Genomic DNA, 15,025 nt, shown 5'->3' on the forward strand with positions numbered 1-15,025 from the left:
AGGATCAGGCGAGCGTGCAGCCCGTCGCCTCGACCGGCGGGAACGATTGCCCGGCGCTGAGCACCTTGGCCAGGTCGTCCTTGTCGGCCATATCGCCGGTGGCTTTGCCGATCAGCAGGTAGTAATCCTTGATCACCTGATGGTCGCCGGCGCGGATCGACTCCTTGCCGGTCGGGCCTTCGTAGCTCAAGCCTTGCAAGGCTTTGGCCACGGTCGGGCCGTCGAAGCTGCCGGTGCTGATGATGGTTTCCAGCATGACTTTGGTGCTGATGTAATCAGCCGCCAGCGGGTAGGTGGGGTTGATGCCGTATTTGGCCTGGGTGAGCTTGACCAGTTCACGGTTGAGCGGGGTGTCGACCTGGTGCCAATACTGCGCGCCGAGGTACACGCCTTCGAGCACGTCGCTGCCCAGTTCCTGGAACTGGTCGAGCCCGGCGGACCATACCAGCAGCACTTTCATGCGTTCCTTGATACCGAAGTTCACCGCCTGGCGCAGGGTGTTGGATGACTGACTGCCGAAGTTGAGCAGCACCAGCACATCGGGCTTGGCGGCGATGGCGTTGGTCAAGTAGCCGGAGAATTCCTGTTCCTGCAGCGAGTGGTAGCTGTTGCCGACGTGTTCCAGGCCATTGTCCTTGAGCACGGTCTTGGCGCCTTCGAGCAAGGCTTCGCCAAACACGTATTGCGGGGTGATGGTGTACCAGCGCTTGGCGTCAGGCAGCAGCTTGATCAGCGGCAGCAGGGTTTCGCGGATCGCGCCGTAAGTGGGCACCGACCAGCGGAAGGTCGCCTTGTTGCAGTCTTTGCCGGTGACTTCATCGGCGCCCACCGGGGTCATGAACACGCCGCCGACCTTGTCGACTTCCTTGGCCACCGCCAGCGCCGAGGACGACAGCGTGCAGCCCTGGAAGAACCGCGCGCCGTCCTGCTGGATCGCTTCCTGGACCTTGCGCACGGCTTTGCCGGCATTGCCTTCGGTGTCGATGACCTTGTAGTTGAGCGGGCGGCCGAGAATCTCGGGGTGCTGTTCCACCGCCAGGCGCGAACCCATGTCGGCAAACTTGCCATAGCTGGCAAACGCGCCGGACATGGACTTGAGGCCGTAAAAGGTAAAAGGCTCGGCGGCGAATGCAGAGCGCACACTCAGCGGAAGGCTGAGCGCGGCGGCGGCGGTAAGACTGGCTTTCAACAACGTACGACGCTGCATGGGGTGACTCCCTGGTTTAGTTATTGGCAGGAGCGGCAAGGGCGATACGGTGGAGCAAGGGCCTGTGGGCAGGCCTGTTATTGAATTGTGTGAAACGGTCCAGCGGTTGAAACTGGGTCAAGTGTGGGAGCTGGCTTGCCTGCGATGGCATCAGCCAGGTTCAACTGATACACCGAGGCGCCCGCATCGCAGGCAAGCCAGCTCCCACATTGATTGGGTTTTCATATTGGGATGGGGTGCGCCTCAGCTATGGTCGAACTCCAGCAAAAAATGCGGGCTGACCTCGCCTTCCAGCGCCGTCATGTGGTGTTCGGCGTCGCACATATGTTCATGCATCAGGTTGCGCACGACCGTTTCATCACCGGCGCGAAAGGCCAGCAGCAACTGCTTGTGATAGTCGAGGTTGGCCGCGTCAAACTGTTTGCGCTTGGGCTTGTAGGCTTTTTTCAGCACCACCAGGTCGCGCAACAGGTCGTTGAGAAACTGCGCCATAAAACTCAGCAGCGGGTTGGGGCAGGCCTTGGCCAACAGGTTATGGAACTCCAATTCCGCCAGGCGTTGCTCACGTTGGCCGGCTTCGCTGTCTTCGGGTGCGCTGCAAAAATCCACGTTGTCTTGCAGGGCCTGGTAATCGTCTTCGCTCAAGCGGCCCAGCACCGACACCGCCAGCTCCACCTCAATGACCTTGCGCAGTTGGTACACCTGCTCGCCGTCCAGGTGCTGGAAGTGCAGGTAGTTACGCAACGCGCGGCTGGCCGGTTCAGTGCCCGCCTGGTTCAGATAGGCGCCACCACTGGGGCCCGTGCGTGTACTCACCAAGCCTTCCACTTCCAGGGCCTTGAGTGCTTCACGGGCCGAGCCTTTGGAACACTGGAAGCTTTCCATCAGCTCGCGCTCGGTAGGCAAGCGGTCGCCGGGCTTGAGCGCGTCGGTGACGATCGAGCGCTTGACCGACTCGACAATCACATCGGAAAGCTTCTGGCGTTTGCGTCGTAACGGGCGGCTGAGCATGCTGTTCTATTGATCCTATTAATGCGGATTAATAGCACTTAATAACGATTGGGCGAGAGCGTCAACGCAGTATGTCGTTTTCGGCCTGAAGTGGTCGTAAATGCGCGGGTTATTCCCAACTGCCGAGGTCGAGACAGCGTGTGGAAACCGGCGGCTGTTTACCGAATACGAGAAAATCGCCGACCCAGCGGTTAATGCACCCGGCGGCCGTGCCGGGCCGTGCCGGCTCTTTGAGCAGTAATTGCTCGATGCCGGCAGCGACCGGCTCGGCGTGCTCGGCATTGACCAACACCATGCGTGCGACGCGTTCGGGAAACAGTGCGGCGTAGCGGCTGCCGAGCCGGGTGGCCTGCGCGTTGCCCAGGTAATTGAGTTGGGCCTCGCCCAGTTGGGCGCGCACAAATTCCATATCACGCGCCGCTTGCTCAACGCCGTTGGCCTGGCTGAGGTCGCGGGGGCTCAGTTCGATCACGTCATAGCGGTTGGTGAGTGTGCGATAGGCCTGGGTGGCATAGGACTCCCAACGGCTGGTCAGGTGCAGGGCGAAGGTTGCGCCTTGGCCCTTTTGCGGCTCACCGCCCTGGATGAATACCACGCCTTCACGGCTAAGCGGCTGACGGGCGCCCACCCGGGTCAGGGCCAGGCGCACGCTGCCGCGTTTGGGCGCGTCATAGTCGCGAGGCACGTTCACACTGGCACATTGGGTGCGTTCCAGCACCTCGGGGTCCGGCCGCTCATGGGTGGAGAAGGGACAATCCAGCAGCCAGTCAATCGCGGTCGGCGCGATCAGCGGCTCGGCCAGCGCCTGGCCGGCGATCAGCCAGAGGCCGATACACGCCAGGTTTCTTAACAGAACGTTGAGTTTCATCAAGAGGGTCCGGGCTGCCGTGTGAGGGCGGCTTTTTTACCAAGGACCCGGGGTCAAAGAATGTAGGGCGAATAAACGTTTTGTGTAGGAGTTTACAGTTTTATTGTCGGAGCTCCGTATTCCAGCCGCCGCCCAGCGCTTTGTACAAGGCAATGCTGGCTTGCAGCCGTGACAGCCGCAGTTGCACGTTCAAATCCTGAGCGGCGTACAAGGTGCGTTGGGTTTCCAGCACCGTCAGCAAGTCCTCGGCACCCGCCTGGTAGCGGCTCTCGGAGATCTGGAAGGCGGCCTGGGCCTGTTGCAGTTCTTCGGCCTGCCATTGGCGTTGCTGGTCCAGGCGCGTGATGCTGCTGAGGGCTTTCTCTACATCGGCAAAGCCGTTGATGATCGCGCCACGATAGGTTTGCAGCAGCTCGTCCTGGCGGGCGCGGGCCTTGTCGCGCTCGGCGCTTAAACGGCCATTGTTGAAGATCGGCGCGACCAGCCCCGAGGTCAGGTTGTAGAACGGGCTGCGCAGGATGTCTTCAGCTTTATAGGCGCCGGAGCCGACTGTCGCACCCAAGGTCACGCTGGGCAGCATGGCTGCGCGTGCCACCGTGACGTCGGCACTGGCCGCCGCCAGTTGCGCCTCGGCCCGGGCCAGGTCGGGGCGACGGCTGAGCAACTGGCTCGGCACGCCCGGGCCAATGGTTGGCCAGGTCAGCGCCTGGAACGGCTCGGTGCCCAGGTCCAGGGCTTGCACGGGCTGACCGAGCAGGGCGGCGAGGGTGATCCGCGACTCTTCGGCCACTTGCGCAATCAGCGGCAACTGCCGTTGCTGGCCGGCCACCAGGCTTTTCTGTTGGGCCAGCTCCAGGGCGGTGGCGGAGCCTGCGCTGTAGCGGGTTTGTACCAGGTCCAGCACACTGCGCGCATTGGCCAGGTTCAGCTCGGCGATCTGCTGGCGTTGCTGCGCGGCGAGGGTTTGCGCGTAGCGGTCGGCGACGTTGCTGAGCAGGGTCAGCTCCACGGTGGCCTGGTCGAACTCACTGGCGCGCAGGCTTTGCAGGGCGCTGTCGCGGGCGGCAAAGCGGCCGCCCCAGAAGTCCAGTTCATAGCTGGCGGTGAGGTTGGCACCGAAACTGTCGACGGTCTTGTTGTTGTCGGTGGCGTCCAAGGAGGCATTGCCGCTGCCACGCAGCAGTTTTTCACGGCTGGCGGTGAGGTTGAACTTGACCTCAGGTAACAACGGCGCCCCGGCAATTACCGCACTCGCTTGGGCCTGACGCACGCGTGCCATGGCGGCGGCCACGTCATAACTGTCGCGTCGCGCCTGGTCGATCAGGCGGTTGAGCGGCGGGCTGCCGAATTGTGTCCACCAGCGTTGGTTGGTCGCCTGCGTGGCATCGCGTTCGGCGTACTGCCAGGCAGGTGGCGGCGCGAGGCCGCTGTCGACGGTCGGCGGGTTGCCGGTACAGGCGTTGAGCAACAGGCACACGCCCAGCAGGGAAGATCGTTTATTCACTGGTCAACGCCTTAACCGGATCGAGCCGGGCAGCTTTACGGGCCGGCATAAAGCCGAATACGACACCGGTGACCAGTGCACAGCCAAACGCGCCAAACACCGCCACCAGGGAAAATTGCACCGCCACCTCGGCCAGCACCAGCACGCCGCCCACCAGCAGCGCGAGGGCGATGCCGAACAAGCCGCCGACCACCGAGAGCATCACCGCCTCGGTGAGGAACTGGCGCAGGATGTCGCGCTGGCGCGCGCCGGTGGCCATGCGAATGCCGATTTCGCGGGTGCGTTCACGCACGGTCATCAACATGATGTTCATCACACCGATCCCGCCCACCAGCAGGGAAATCGCTGCAATCGAACCGAGCATCAGTGACAGCGTATTAGCCGTGCGGGCTTCGGCCTGGATCATCGCGGCGTTGTTGGTCAACTGGTAGTCACGCTTACCGTTGTGCAGCTTGAGCATCAGCTGATCAATGGCCATTTCAGCCTCATGGACCTTGCGTGAGTCGGCGGCAGCAATCGCCACGTATTCGGGGTTATAAGTGCCGAACAGGCGCACGCTGGCGGCGGTGTAGGGGATGGCGACGCGGTCGTCGCTGTCTTTATTGCCGGAGGCGGAGCCTTTTTCGGCGAGTACGCCGATGACCTGGAAAGGCACGTTTTCAATCAGGATGTATTGGCCGATCGGGCTGGCGACGTTTTTGAACAGCTTTTCGCGGATACGGTGGCCGATCACCGCGACGGTAGCCCCGGCGCGCTCGTCTTCCTGGGTGAAATAGCTGCCCTCGACCACCGGCCAATTGAAGATTTCGGGGAAGTTGACGTCGTTGCCACCCACATAGGCCAGGTAGTCCAGGTTGCCAAAGCGAACCCCAGCGTCGCTGCCGTTGACCGGCATGATGCGCTTGACCTGAGGCAGCATCGCCAGCGCCGCGACATCGTTGAGGGTCACGATACCCAGCGGCGAGCGCGGGTTGGGCGAGGAGCCGCTGAGGTAAATGATATTGGAGCCGAACGCGCCGATCTGCGCCATCACCTGGCGCTTGCTGCCTTCGCCGACGGCCAACATCACCACCACGGACGCCACGCCAATGACGATCCCCAGCAACGTCAGCGCGGTGCGAAAGCGATTGATCCACATCACCCGCCAGGCCGCGCGGACCGCATCGAGCAGTTCGGCTTTCCAGGCACCGTTGTGCTCGGCACCGTCGGCCAGGCGCTGGCGCAGGTCGACGGCTTGCAGCGCGTCGCTGTTGGCGGTGACCGGTACATAGGTTTCACTGTGCGCCGAGTCGCTGATGATCAGCCCGTCGCGAATCTCGATGATGCGGTTGGCCCGCGCCGCGACTTCGCGGTCGTGGGTAATCAGGATCACCACATGGCCCTGGCTCGCCAGTTCGTCCAGCAGTGTCATCACCTCGGCGCCGCTGTGGCTGTCGAGGGCGCCGGTGGGTTCGTCGGCGAGGATGATATGCCCGCCGTTCATTAATGCGCGGGCAATCGACACCCGTTGCTGCTGGCCGCCGGAGAGTTGGTGCGGGCGGTTGGCGGTGCGGTCGGCCAAGCCCAGGCGCGTGAGCAGGGCCTTGGCGCGGGCATGCCGCTCGGTGGCGCTGATACCGGCATAGATCGCCGGCATCTCGACGTTTTCCTGGGCCGAACCGGACGGAATCAGGTGGTAGCCCTGGAACACAAACCCAAAGGCTTCGCGGCGCAGCCAGGCCAGTTCGTCGCTGCCCAGGTGCGCGACGTTTTCGCCGGCGAACAGGTAGTCACCTTCGGTGGGGCGGTCGAGGCAGCCGAGGATGTTCATCAGCGTGGATTTGCCGGAGCCGGAGGCGCCGACAATGGCGACGAATTCCCCGGCGTGGATCGACAGGTCGATCCCGCGCAGCACGTCGACCTGCGGGCTGTCACCGCCGCCGTAGGATTTGCGGATGTTCTTGAGTTCGATCAGCGGCGTGGTCAAATCAACCCCCACTGGCGTCGGCCGGGCCGATCAGCAGGTGATCGCCTTCCTTGACGCCGCTCAGCACTTCGACGCGCAGACGGTCGCTGATACCCACGCGCACCTCGCGTTCCTCAATGGCGCCATTTTTGGCCACCACGCGGGCCGTTTGCGTGTCGCTGCCGTGGCTGCCGAGCAAGGCCGCGACCGGCACGGTGAGCACATCCTTGACTTGGCTGGCGACGAAAAACACTTGGGTGGTCATTTCGGCCATCAGGGCATTGTCGGCGTTGTCCACATCCAGCAGTACGGTGTAGAGCACCACACGGCCGCTCCCGCTTTTGCTGGTGCTGCTGGGGCTGCCGTTGCCCTGGCTGGTTTCATTAAGGGGCTTGGGCGGGATCGGCAGGATCTGGCGCACGGTACTGGTCCAGCGCCGACCGCCGCCGCTGAGCGTGGTGAAATAGGCGGTCATGCCGGGTTTGACGTGGCCGATGTCGGCTTCGGAGACCTCGGCCCATACGGTCATCGGCGACAACTTGGCGATGCGCAGGATCAACGGAGTCTGCTGCTGGGCGTTGAGGGTCTGGCCGACCCGCGCATCCACCGCCACCACCGTGCCGCTCATCGGCGCGAAGATGCGTGTATAGCCCAATTCGGCCTCGTCGCTGCGCAGGCTGGCCTGGGCCTGGCGGATCTGTGCCTGGAACATGTCGACCCGTGCCTGGGTGGCACTCAGCTCGGCCTTGGCGGTTTGCACGTCTTCTTCGCGGGTGGCGTTACCGGCCACCAGGCGTTGCTGGCGCTGGTACTTCTGCCGCGCCAGTTGGTGCTGGGCGTTCTGTTCCTGCAACTGGGCTTTGAGGTTGTCGATGGCATAGCGGCTGGCGTCGAGCTTGGCCTGCTGCGTGGCCGGGTCGATTTCGACCAGCAACTGGCCTTCTTTGACTTGGTCACCGGCCTCGACATGGATCTTGCGGATTTGCCCGGATGCCTGTGCGCCCACATCGACATACCGGCGTGGTTGCAGGGTGCCCAGCGCAGTGACGCTGTTTTCAATGTTTCCACGTGTGACGGTGACGGTGGCGAGGCTATCGCGGCCCGGCGGCAGTATCTGCCAGGCCGCCAGCGCAACGATGGGAATCAGGCACGCGACTACCAGCAGGGCGCGTCGGGCGGGGCGAGGGCGTTTCATGCGTTGTTTCCAGCCGGGAATAGGGACCGCAGTTGCGGAGGGCTGACAGTTATACGAGGAAATTGCCCGAAAATTTAGCTGCTTACATACGCGGTAACAGCTGTGTCTCGTAAAAAAACTCGGCTGTTGGTGCAAGACTTCTTTAAAAGTAGATGAGAATTACTATAAATTGCACGCATTCAAACTGCCATCATCCATGGCCGGTCTTCATTAGCACTCAAGGATCAGATGCCGTCTCCCCAGACGGTCGGGAGTCATGTTGGAAAACTACTATCGCGAGCTGGTGTGTTTCCTCAACGCCAAGCTGGGCAACCGTCAGGTGGCCGAAGATGTGGTGCATGACGCCTACGTGCGAGTACTGGAGCGCGCCAGCGACACGCCGATCGAACAGCCGCGCGCGTTTTTGTACCGCACCGCGCTGAACCTGGTGATCGACGGCCATCGGCGCAATGCCTTGCGCCAGTCCGAGCCCCTGGAGGTGCTGGACAGCGAAGAACGCTTCGCCACCAGTTCGCCCCACGCCAACCACGATCAGGCCCAGCGCCTGGCCCTGCTCGATCGTGCCCTGGCCGAGCTGCCCAGCGCTTGCCGCGACAGCTTCCTGCTGCGCAAGCTCGACGGCCTTTCTCACCCGCAGATCGCCGAGCGCCTGAGCATTTCCCGCAGCCTGGTGGAAAAACATATCGTCAACGCCATGAAGCATTGTCGGGTGCGCATGCGTGAGTGGGACGCGCACTGATCGCAGATCAGTTAAATTTTATTTCACTGTCCTCGTTTCCTATCAACACATGGCCTGTTGTTCAGGCTTTGCAGGTATTCCCGCCCCACCGCCAAGGGGCTTATCCAGAGGACACTGGAATGACACAGGCAATTGCTTCGCCCGCGGTTCACGACCTGATCGGGATCGGTTTCGGCCCATCGAACCTGGCGCTGGCCATCGCCCTGCAGGAGCGTGAAAAAGCCCAGGGCAAACTGGACGTGGTGTTTCTCGACAAGCAGGCCGACTACCGCTGGCACGGCAATACCCTGGTCACCCAGAGCGAGCTGCAGATTTCGTTCCTCAAGGATCTGGTGACGCTGCGCAACCCCACCAGCCCTTACTCTTTCGTCAACTACCTGAAGGCCCATGATCGCCTGGTGGACTTCATCAACCTGGGCACTTTCTACCCGTGCCGCATGGAGTACAACGACTACCTGCGCTGGGTTGCCGGGCAGTTCCAGGCCCAGGCGCGGTATGGCGAGGAAGTGCTGGCCATCGAGCCGATCCTGCACCAGCAGCAGGTTGAAGCGTTGCGCGTGATCTCCCGTGATGCGCAGGGCGAACAGCATGTGCGCACCACCCGTTCGGTGGTGGTCAGTGCCGGCGGCACGCCACGTGTGCCCGAGGCGTTCAAGGCGCTCAAGGATGACGGCCGGGTGTTCCACCATTCCCAATACCTCGAGCGCATGGCCCAGCAGCCGTGCGTAGAGGGCAAGCCTATGCGCATTGCCATCATCGGCGGCGGGCAGAGCGCGGCCGAAGCCTTTATCGACCTCAACGACAGCTTCCCGTCGGTGCAGGTGGACATGATCCTGCGCGGCTCGGCGCTTAAACCAGCGGATGACAGCCCGTTCGTCAACGAAGTGTTCTCGCCGGCCTTTACCGACCTGGTGTTCCAGCAAGTCGGTGCTGAGCGTGAGCGCCTGGTGGCCGAGTACCAGAACACCAACTATTCGGTGGTCGACCTGGACCTGATCGAGCGCATCTACGGGATTTTCTACCGCCAGAAAGTCTCCGGCATCAACCGCCAGGCCTTCCGCACCATGACCGTGGTCGAGAAAGCCACGGCCGGGCCGTTGGGCATCGAGTTGGTACTGCGCAACAACGCCAACGGCGAAACCAGCGTCAGCCATTACGACGCGGTGATCCTGGCCACCGGCTACGAGCGCCAGATGCACCGCGAACTGCTGGCGCCACTGCAAGCCTATATGGGCGACTTCGAAGTGGCCCGCGACTATCGGATCGTCACCGACGAGCGCTGCAAGGCCGGTATCTATATCCAGGGGTTCAGCCAGGCCAGCCATGGTTTGAGCGACACCTTGCTGTCGGTACTGCCGATTCGGGCGGACGAGATTGCCGCCTCGCTGTATGAACACGATCGCCATCGTGGCAAAGCACGCCCGGTGCAGGATTTGCTGCTGGCCACTGCCAGCTGATCCACAGCAAGGCTGTTCCTACAGACGGCACTTGTGACAACGTCGGGCTATTGGTACTGTACAAAAAACCAGTATCGGTAGCCCTTCATGCAGTTGATCGAAAAACTCAGCATCCTCGCCGACGCCGCCAAGTACGACGCCTCCTGCGCCAGCAGTGGCGCGCCCAAGCGCAGCTCCGAGGGCAAGGCCGGGCTGGGCTCTACCGATGGCATGGGCATCTGCCATAGCTACACGCCGGACGGGCGCTGTGTGTCGTTGCTCAAGGTGTTGCTCACCAACTTCTGCCTGTACGACTGCCAATACTGCGTCAACCGCCGCTCCAGCGACGTGCCCCGTGCGCGTTTCAGCCCGGAGGAGGTGGTTACCCTGACCCTGGACTTCTACAAACGCAATTGCGTCAGCGGGCTGTTCCTCAGCTCCGGCATCATCCGCTCGGCCGACTACACCATGGAGCAGTTGGTTCGGGTCGCCAAACTGTTGCGCGAAGAGCATGACTTTCGCGGTTACATCCACCTCAAGACCATTCCCGAAGCCGACCCTGCGCTGATTGCTGAAGCCGGGCGTTATGCCGATCGCCTCAGCGTAAACATCGAGCTGCCCACCGACGCCAGCCTGCAAACCCTGGCGCCGGAGAAGCAGATCGGCTCGATCAAGCAAGCCATGCAAACGATTTACACCGGCGAGCAGACGGTGTTCAACGAGCCGCGCGCACCGCGTTTTGCGCCGGCGGGGCAGAGCACGCAGATGATCGTCGGCGCCGATGACACCGACGACAGCACCATCCTGCACGGTGCCGAGGCGCTGTATGGCAACTTCAAGTTGCGGCGCGTGTATTACTCGGCGTTCAGCCCCATCCCCAACAGCCCGAAAAGTGTGCCATTAGCCGCGCCGCCGCTGATGCGTGAACATCGCTTGTACCAGGCCGACTTTCTGTTGCGCAGCTACGGCTTCAGCGCCAATGAGCTGTTCGAAGGCCCAGGCCATCTGGCGCTGGATATCGACCCCAAGCTGGCGTGGGCGCTGGAGCACCGCGAGGTGTTCCCGTTGGACCTCAACCGCGCCGAACCCACGTTGATCGCGCGCATCCCCGGCATTGGCCTGCGCACCACCCAGCGCCTGGTCGACCTGCGCCGCGAACGCAAAATTCGCTTTGAAGACTTGGCCCGCATGCGTTGCGTGCTAGCCAAGGCCAAGCCGTTTTTCATCACCAGCGACTACCACCCGCAACAGGCGGACAGCACCAGCGTGCTGCTGCGCGAGCAACTGCGCGACCGCCCGCAGCCGCAACAGATGGGGCTGTGGGGATGATCAGCCTGGAATGCGACAACCTGTTCAGCACCTGGCGCGAGCAGGCGCGCTGGCTGCTCAGCCATCAGGTCGACCCCAGCCAGGTGAGCTGGGGCGAGGCCGAAGTGGCGGACCTGTTTGCCACTGACGAGCCTGTGCCTGAACAGCTCGGGCCTTTTCAGGCGCGGATTCCCAAGGCGTTGCTGGAATTGTTGGAATCGGCCGCGTGTTACCACGGTGATCAGCGTTGGAGCCTGCTGTACGAGGTGTTGTGGCGTGTCAGCCATGGCGACCGCACCGCAATGCTGGCCGGGGACAAGTTGGGCAGTGAGTTACAGCGGCGCATCAAGCAGGTCAGCCGCGAAGCCCATCACCTGCATGCGTTTGTGCGGTTTATTGCCTTGCCGGCAGAGGCTGGGCCGCAGCTGCCGGAGTATGTGGCGTGGCATGAGCCGGCCCATGACATCTTGAAGTCCGCCAGCCAGCATTTTGTCGGGCGCATGGGCCGCCATCGCTGGATGATCGCAACGCCCTTGGACGGCGTGTATTACGACGGTGAGCAGTTGATTCATCAACGGCAGTGCCCTGAGGCATGGCAACAATTGGCGCAGAATGTCGAAGACCCACACAGCGCGATGTGGCTGACCTATTACAGCCATATCTTCAACCCGGCGCGGTTGAACCCCAAGGTGATGGAAGGGCATTTGCCCAGCCGGTTCTGGAAGAATCTGCCGGAGGGTAAGCTGATACCGGGGTTGATCAGCGAGGCGCGCACGGGCAAGCAGAAGGATGGGCAGGCGAAGCTGATCGGCGCCAGGCCGGGCAAGAAAATCTCAAGCGGGCACGGTTAACAAATCTGGGCGCTGGCTCGATGATCGTTCCCACGCTCTGCGTGGGAATGCCGCCCTGCACGCTCCGCGTCCGCTTTGAGGTCGTGACGCGGAGCGTCACTGGATGCATTCCCACGCGGAGCGTGGGAACGATCTAGCGTGGGTTTCAGGCCAGTTCGGTCGCGGTGTTTTTGACTACCGCCAACTCCGGGTGCGCCACCAACTTATCGATGTGCAGCTCATCGTTATTCAACCAAGTTTCCGTCAGCACCCGGTAATGCTCCATATCCCGGCAGCGCATGCGCAGGCTGTAGTCGAACGGCCCACTGATCAGTTGGCACTCGAACACTTGCGGGCAGGCTTTGACGCAGGCCTCAAAGGCCTTCTGCGCCGAGCGCCCGCTCTGATTGGACAAGGCCACCAGCACCAGCAGCGACAGCCCCGGGGAGACCATCTGCACATCGATGATCGCCCCATAACCACGGATCACCCCGCGTCGCTCCAGCTTGCGCACCCGTTCCAGGCACGGCCTGGGTGTCAGGTGAACAAGCGAGGAAAGCTTTTCGTAGGTGATACGCCCCTGGTGGCGCAACACGTCGATGATCGCCTCATCGATGCGGTCCAGCGTGGGCGAAGAGTGGGGTCCGTTGGCCTTGGTATCCATGAGTTCACTTCAAACGGTTGGAAAGAAATTGCTGCAAGCGTTCGCTGTTGGGATGGTCGAGGATCTCGGCGCCGCCTTGTTCCTCGACTCGGCCCTGGTGCAAAAACAGCACTTGGCTGGACACCTGGCGGGCAAAGCCCATTTCGTGGGTGACCATCAGCATGGTACGACCTTCCTCGGCCAACGTCTGTATGACTTTGAGGACTTCTCCTACAAGTTCCGGGTCCAGCGCTGAGGTCGGTTCATCGAACAGAATAATTTCCGGCTCCATCGCCAATGCCCTTGCGATGGCCACGCGTTGTTGCTGGCCGCCGGACAGAAACGCCGGGTATTGATCGGCCACGCGGCCGGGCAGGCCGACCTTGTCCAGGTACAGGCGTGCGCGTTTTTCCGCCTCTGCCGCGCTCACGTCCAACACCCGGCGCGGGGCCATGGTGATGTTTTCCAGCACGGTCATGTGGCTCCACAGGTTGAAGTGCTGGAACACCATGGCCAGGCGTGTGCGCAGGTTTTGCAGTTGTTCCTGGTGCGGCGCGCGGGTGCCGGCGCGGCCCTGGCGCATTTCGATGCTGATGCCATCGAGGGTGATGACCCCGGCGTCCGGCTGTTCGAGAAAGTTGATGCAGCGCAGCATCGTGCTTTTGCCCGAACCGCTGGCTCCGATCAGGCTGATGACGTCGCCGTTGCGTGCATTGAGGGACACGCCCTTGAGCACTTCGTGGTCGCCGTAACGTTTGTGGATGCCTTCGACTTGAAGCTTGATCGCAGCGGTTGCCGGTTTGGCAACGGGGGCGTCAACAGGGTAAGCGGCCAGGGCCTGCGCGGACTGATTCATGGGTTAGCCTCGGGTAGGAACAAGAAAACGCATCCAGCGACGTTCGGCCAGTCGGAACAGGCCCACCAGTGCAAAGGACAGCAGCATGTAGAGCAGGGCGGCGATGCCGAAAGCCTGGAACGTCAGGAACGTCTCGGCGTTGGCGTCGCGGGCGACCTTGAGGATATCGGCGACGGTGGCGGTAAAGGCCAGCGAGGTAGCGTGCAACATCAGGATCATTTCATTGCTGTAGGCCGGCAGCGCACGGCGCAGCGCGGCGGGCACCACCACAAACAGGTTGAGGCGCCAGCCGTGCAGGCCATAGGCACGCGCGGCTTCGATTTCGCCGTGGGGAATGTTGCGGATCGCCCCGGCGAAGATTTCCACGGTGTAAGCGCAAGTGTTGAGCACAAACGCCAGCAGTGTGCAGTTGAGCGCATTACGGAAAAACTGGTTGAGCAGGGCGTTGTCCTGCACCACCTCCAGGCTGTACAGCCCGGTGTAGCAAATCAGCAATTGGATATATAACGGCGTGCCGCGAAACAGGTAGGTATAGACCTCCACCGGCCAGCGCAGCCAGACGTGCTGCGAGACGCGCGCCAGCGCCAGCGGGATCGACAGCACAAACCCTGCGACCACCGAGATGATGAATAGCCATAAGGTCATGGCGACTCCGGACAACCCTGTGCCATCGCTGAACAGGTAGGCCAGGCCGTATTGCTGGAACAGTTCGATCATCGCGCCATCCCCTTGATGCCGAGGTTATAGCGCCGTTCGAGGCGCTTGAAGATGCGGTTGGAGAGGGTGGTGATCACCAGGTACACCAGGCCCGCGAGGATCAGGAAGTACAGTGGTTCATTGGTGGTCTTGCCGGCGTTTTGCGCAGCCTTGACCAGGTCCGACAGGCCGATGATCGACACCAGCGCAGTGGACTTGAGCAGCACCAGCCAGTTGTTGCCCAGGCCCGGCAGGGCAAAGCGCATCAATTGCGGGAAGAGCACCAGGTGAAAGCGCTGCCAGCGGCTCAGGCCGTAGGCGGTGGCGGCTTCCAGTTGCCCGACCGGCACACTGAGAATCGCGCCGCGAAAGTTTTCGGTGAAATACGCGCCGTAGATAAACCCCAGGGTGATCACCCCGGCGGTAAACGGATCGATTTCAAAGTAACCCCAGCCGAACACTTCGCTCAGGTCGTTGAGCCACAGTTGCAGGCTGTAGAAGATCAACAGGATCAGCACCAGGTCCGGCACGCTGCGGATCAACGTGGTGTACAGGGTGGCGGGCACGCGCAGCCACTTGACGCTCGAAAGCTTGGCACCGGCGGCGATCAGGCCCAAGGCGAGGCTCAGGGCCAGCGCCAGTAATGCCAGCTTGAGCGTCATCCAGGCACCCTGAGCGAGCATCGGGCCGTAGCCTTGCAGGTTGAGGAGTTCGTTCATTGAGGGGATCTCAAAAGGGCGTAGATATACCCCTGCGGGAGCGGGCTTTTGTGGCGAGGGAGCTTGCT

14 protein-coding genes are annotated in these 15,025 nt (G+C 62.2%); 4 read left to right on the top strand and 10 right to left on the bottom strand.

Annotated features, from left to right (window positions below; genetic code table 11):
• Positions 1-4: 4 nt before the first annotated feature.
• From P5706_RS11645 to P5706_RS11670, 6 genes are all read right to left on the bottom strand, one after another.
• Positions 5-1,207 carry an ABC transporter substrate-binding protein gene (locus tag P5706_RS11645; protein ID WP_285679331.1) on the bottom strand — a complete coding sequence of 401 codons (1,203 nt, stop codon included), beginning with the start codon at positions 1,205-1,207 and terminating at the stop codon, positions 5-7.
• A gap of 243 nt (positions 1,208-1,450) precedes the next feature.
• Positions 1,451-2,218 (bottom strand): FadR/GntR family transcriptional regulator, encoded by a 768-nt coding sequence (locus P5706_RS11650; RefSeq protein ID WP_285679332.1) that lies wholly within the window; start codon positions 2,216-2,218, stop codon positions 1,451-1,453.
• 109 nt (positions 2,219-2,327) lie between these two features.
• Positions 2,328-3,086 carry an alpha/beta fold hydrolase gene (locus P5706_RS11655; protein WP_200432451.1) on the bottom strand — a complete coding sequence of 253 codons (759 nt, stop codon included), beginning with the start codon at positions 3,084-3,086 and terminating at the stop codon, positions 2,328-2,330.
• Positions 3,087-3,186: 100 nt separating this feature from the next.
• Positions 3,187-4,590, bottom strand: a complete 1,404-nt coding sequence (locus tag P5706_RS11660) for an efflux transporter outer membrane subunit (RefSeq protein ID WP_285679333.1) — start codon at positions 4,588-4,590, stop codon at positions 3,187-3,189.
• Positions 4,583-6,556: a MacB family efflux pump subunit gene (locus tag P5706_RS11665; protein ID WP_200432453.1), complete on the bottom strand. Its 1,974-nt coding sequence runs from the start codon at positions 6,554-6,556 to the stop codon at positions 4,583-4,585. The genes P5706_RS11660 and P5706_RS11665 overlap by 8 nt, the downstream gene beginning before the upstream one ends.
• Before the next feature lies 1 nt (position 6,557).
• On the bottom strand, positions 6,558-7,730 hold the full coding sequence (locus P5706_RS11670) for an efflux RND transporter periplasmic adaptor subunit (RefSeq protein WP_200432454.1): 1,173 nt from the start codon (positions 7,728-7,730) through the stop codon (positions 6,558-6,560).
• 256 nt (positions 7,731-7,986) lie between these two features.
• On the opposite strand from P5706_RS11670, the gene P5706_RS11675 reads away from it, so the two are divergent.
• From P5706_RS11675 to P5706_RS11690, 4 genes are all read left to right on the top strand, one after another.
• Positions 7,987-8,469 (top strand): sigma-70 family RNA polymerase sigma factor, encoded by a 483-nt coding sequence (locus P5706_RS11675; RefSeq protein ID WP_274598038.1) that lies wholly within the window; start codon positions 7,987-7,989, stop codon positions 8,467-8,469.
• Positions 8,470-8,588: 119 nt separating this feature from the next.
• Complete coding sequence (locus tag P5706_RS11680) at positions 8,589-9,926, top strand: lysine N(6)-hydroxylase/L-ornithine N(5)-oxygenase family protein (RefSeq protein WP_285679335.1); 1,338 nt, start codon at positions 8,589-8,591, stop codon at positions 9,924-9,926.
• 87 nt (positions 9,927-10,013) lie between these two features.
• Positions 10,014-11,234: a putative DNA modification/repair radical SAM protein gene (locus tag P5706_RS11685; protein ID WP_200432456.1), complete on the top strand. Its 1,221-nt coding sequence runs from the start codon at positions 10,014-10,016 to the stop codon at positions 11,232-11,234.
• On the top strand, positions 11,231-12,064 hold the full coding sequence (locus tag P5706_RS11690) for a TIGR03915 family putative DNA repair protein (protein WP_219267241.1): 834 nt from the start codon (positions 11,231-11,233) through the stop codon (positions 12,062-12,064). Before P5706_RS11685 ends, P5706_RS11690 begins: the two co-directional genes overlap by 4 nt.
• 145 nt (positions 12,065-12,209) lie before the next feature.
• On the opposite strand, the gene P5706_RS11695 is transcribed toward P5706_RS11690, so the two are convergent.
• From P5706_RS11695 to P5706_RS11710, 4 genes are read right to left on the bottom strand one after another with little or no spacing between them, the layout of a single operon-like run.
• Positions 12,210-12,707 carry an Lrp/AsnC family transcriptional regulator gene (locus tag P5706_RS11695; protein ID WP_003192319.1) on the bottom strand — a complete coding sequence of 166 codons (498 nt, stop codon included), beginning with the start codon at positions 12,705-12,707 and terminating at the stop codon, positions 12,210-12,212.
• Between the two features lie 4 nt (positions 12,708-12,711).
• Positions 12,712-13,542 carry an ABC transporter ATP-binding protein gene (locus tag P5706_RS11700; RefSeq protein ID WP_178111031.1) on the bottom strand — a complete coding sequence of 277 codons (831 nt, stop codon included), beginning with the start codon at positions 13,540-13,542 and terminating at the stop codon, positions 12,712-12,714.
• A 3-nt stretch (positions 13,543-13,545) separates the two neighbouring features.
• Positions 13,546-14,259 (bottom strand): ABC transporter permease, encoded by a 714-nt coding sequence (locus P5706_RS11705; RefSeq protein WP_056861353.1) that lies wholly within the window; start codon positions 14,257-14,259, stop codon positions 13,546-13,548.
• Positions 14,256-14,957 carry an ABC transporter permease gene (locus P5706_RS11710; protein WP_200432458.1) on the bottom strand — a complete coding sequence of 234 codons (702 nt, stop codon included), beginning with the start codon at positions 14,955-14,957 and terminating at the stop codon, positions 14,256-14,258. Before P5706_RS11710 ends, P5706_RS11705 begins: the two co-directional genes overlap by 4 nt.
• Between the last annotated feature and the right edge of the window lie 68 nt (positions 14,958-15,025).

This window comes from Pseudomonas sp. ChxA (assembly GCF_030263855.1).
Lineage (GTDB): Bacteria > Pseudomonadota > Gammaproteobacteria > Pseudomonadales > Pseudomonadaceae > Aquipseudomonas > Aquipseudomonas fluorescens_CB.

What these genes read in the sequence shown, in the direction of transcription:
- P5706_RS11645 (WP_285679331.1), bottom strand. Translation starts at nt 1,207, where the DNA reads ATGCAGCGTCGTACGTTGTTGAAAGCCAGTCTTACCGCCGCCGCCGCG.
- P5706_RS11650 (WP_285679332.1), bottom strand. Translation starts at nt 2,218, where the DNA reads ATGCTCAGCCGCCCGTTACGACGCAAACGCCAGAAGCTTTCCGATGTG.
- P5706_RS11655 (WP_200432451.1), bottom strand. Translation starts at nt 3,086, where the DNA reads ATGAAACTCAACGTTCTGTTAAGAAACCTGGCGTGTATCGGCCTCTGG.
- P5706_RS11670 (WP_200432454.1), bottom strand. Translation starts at nt 7,730, where the DNA reads ATGAAACGCCCTCGCCCCGCCCGACGCGCCCTGCTGGTAGTCGCGTGC.
- P5706_RS11675 (WP_274598038.1), top strand. Translation starts at nt 7,987, where the DNA reads ATGTTGGAAAACTACTATCGCGAGCTGGTGTGTTTCCTCAACGCCAAG.
- P5706_RS11680 (WP_285679335.1), top strand. Translation starts at nt 8,589, where the DNA reads ATGACACAGGCAATTGCTTCGCCCGCGGTTCACGACCTGATCGGGATC.
- P5706_RS11685 (WP_200432456.1), top strand. Translation starts at nt 10,014, where the DNA reads ATGCAGTTGATCGAAAAACTCAGCATCCTCGCCGACGCCGCCAAGTAC.
- P5706_RS11690 (WP_219267241.1), top strand. Translation starts at nt 11,231, where the DNA reads ATGATCAGCCTGGAATGCGACAACCTGTTCAGCACCTGGCGCGAGCAG.
- P5706_RS11695 (WP_003192319.1), bottom strand. Translation starts at nt 12,707, where the DNA reads ATGGATACCAAGGCCAACGGACCCCACTCTTCGCCCACGCTGGACCGC.
- P5706_RS11700 (WP_178111031.1), bottom strand. Translation starts at nt 13,542, where the DNA reads ATGAATCAGTCCGCGCAGGCCCTGGCCGCTTACCCTGTTGACGCCCCC.
- P5706_RS11705 (WP_056861353.1), bottom strand. Translation starts at nt 14,259, where the DNA reads ATGATCGAACTGTTCCAGCAATACGGCCTGGCCTACCTGTTCAGCGAT.
- P5706_RS11710 (WP_200432458.1), bottom strand. Translation starts at nt 14,957, where the DNA reads ATGAACGAACTCCTCAACCTGCAAGGCTACGGCCCGATGCTCGCTCAG.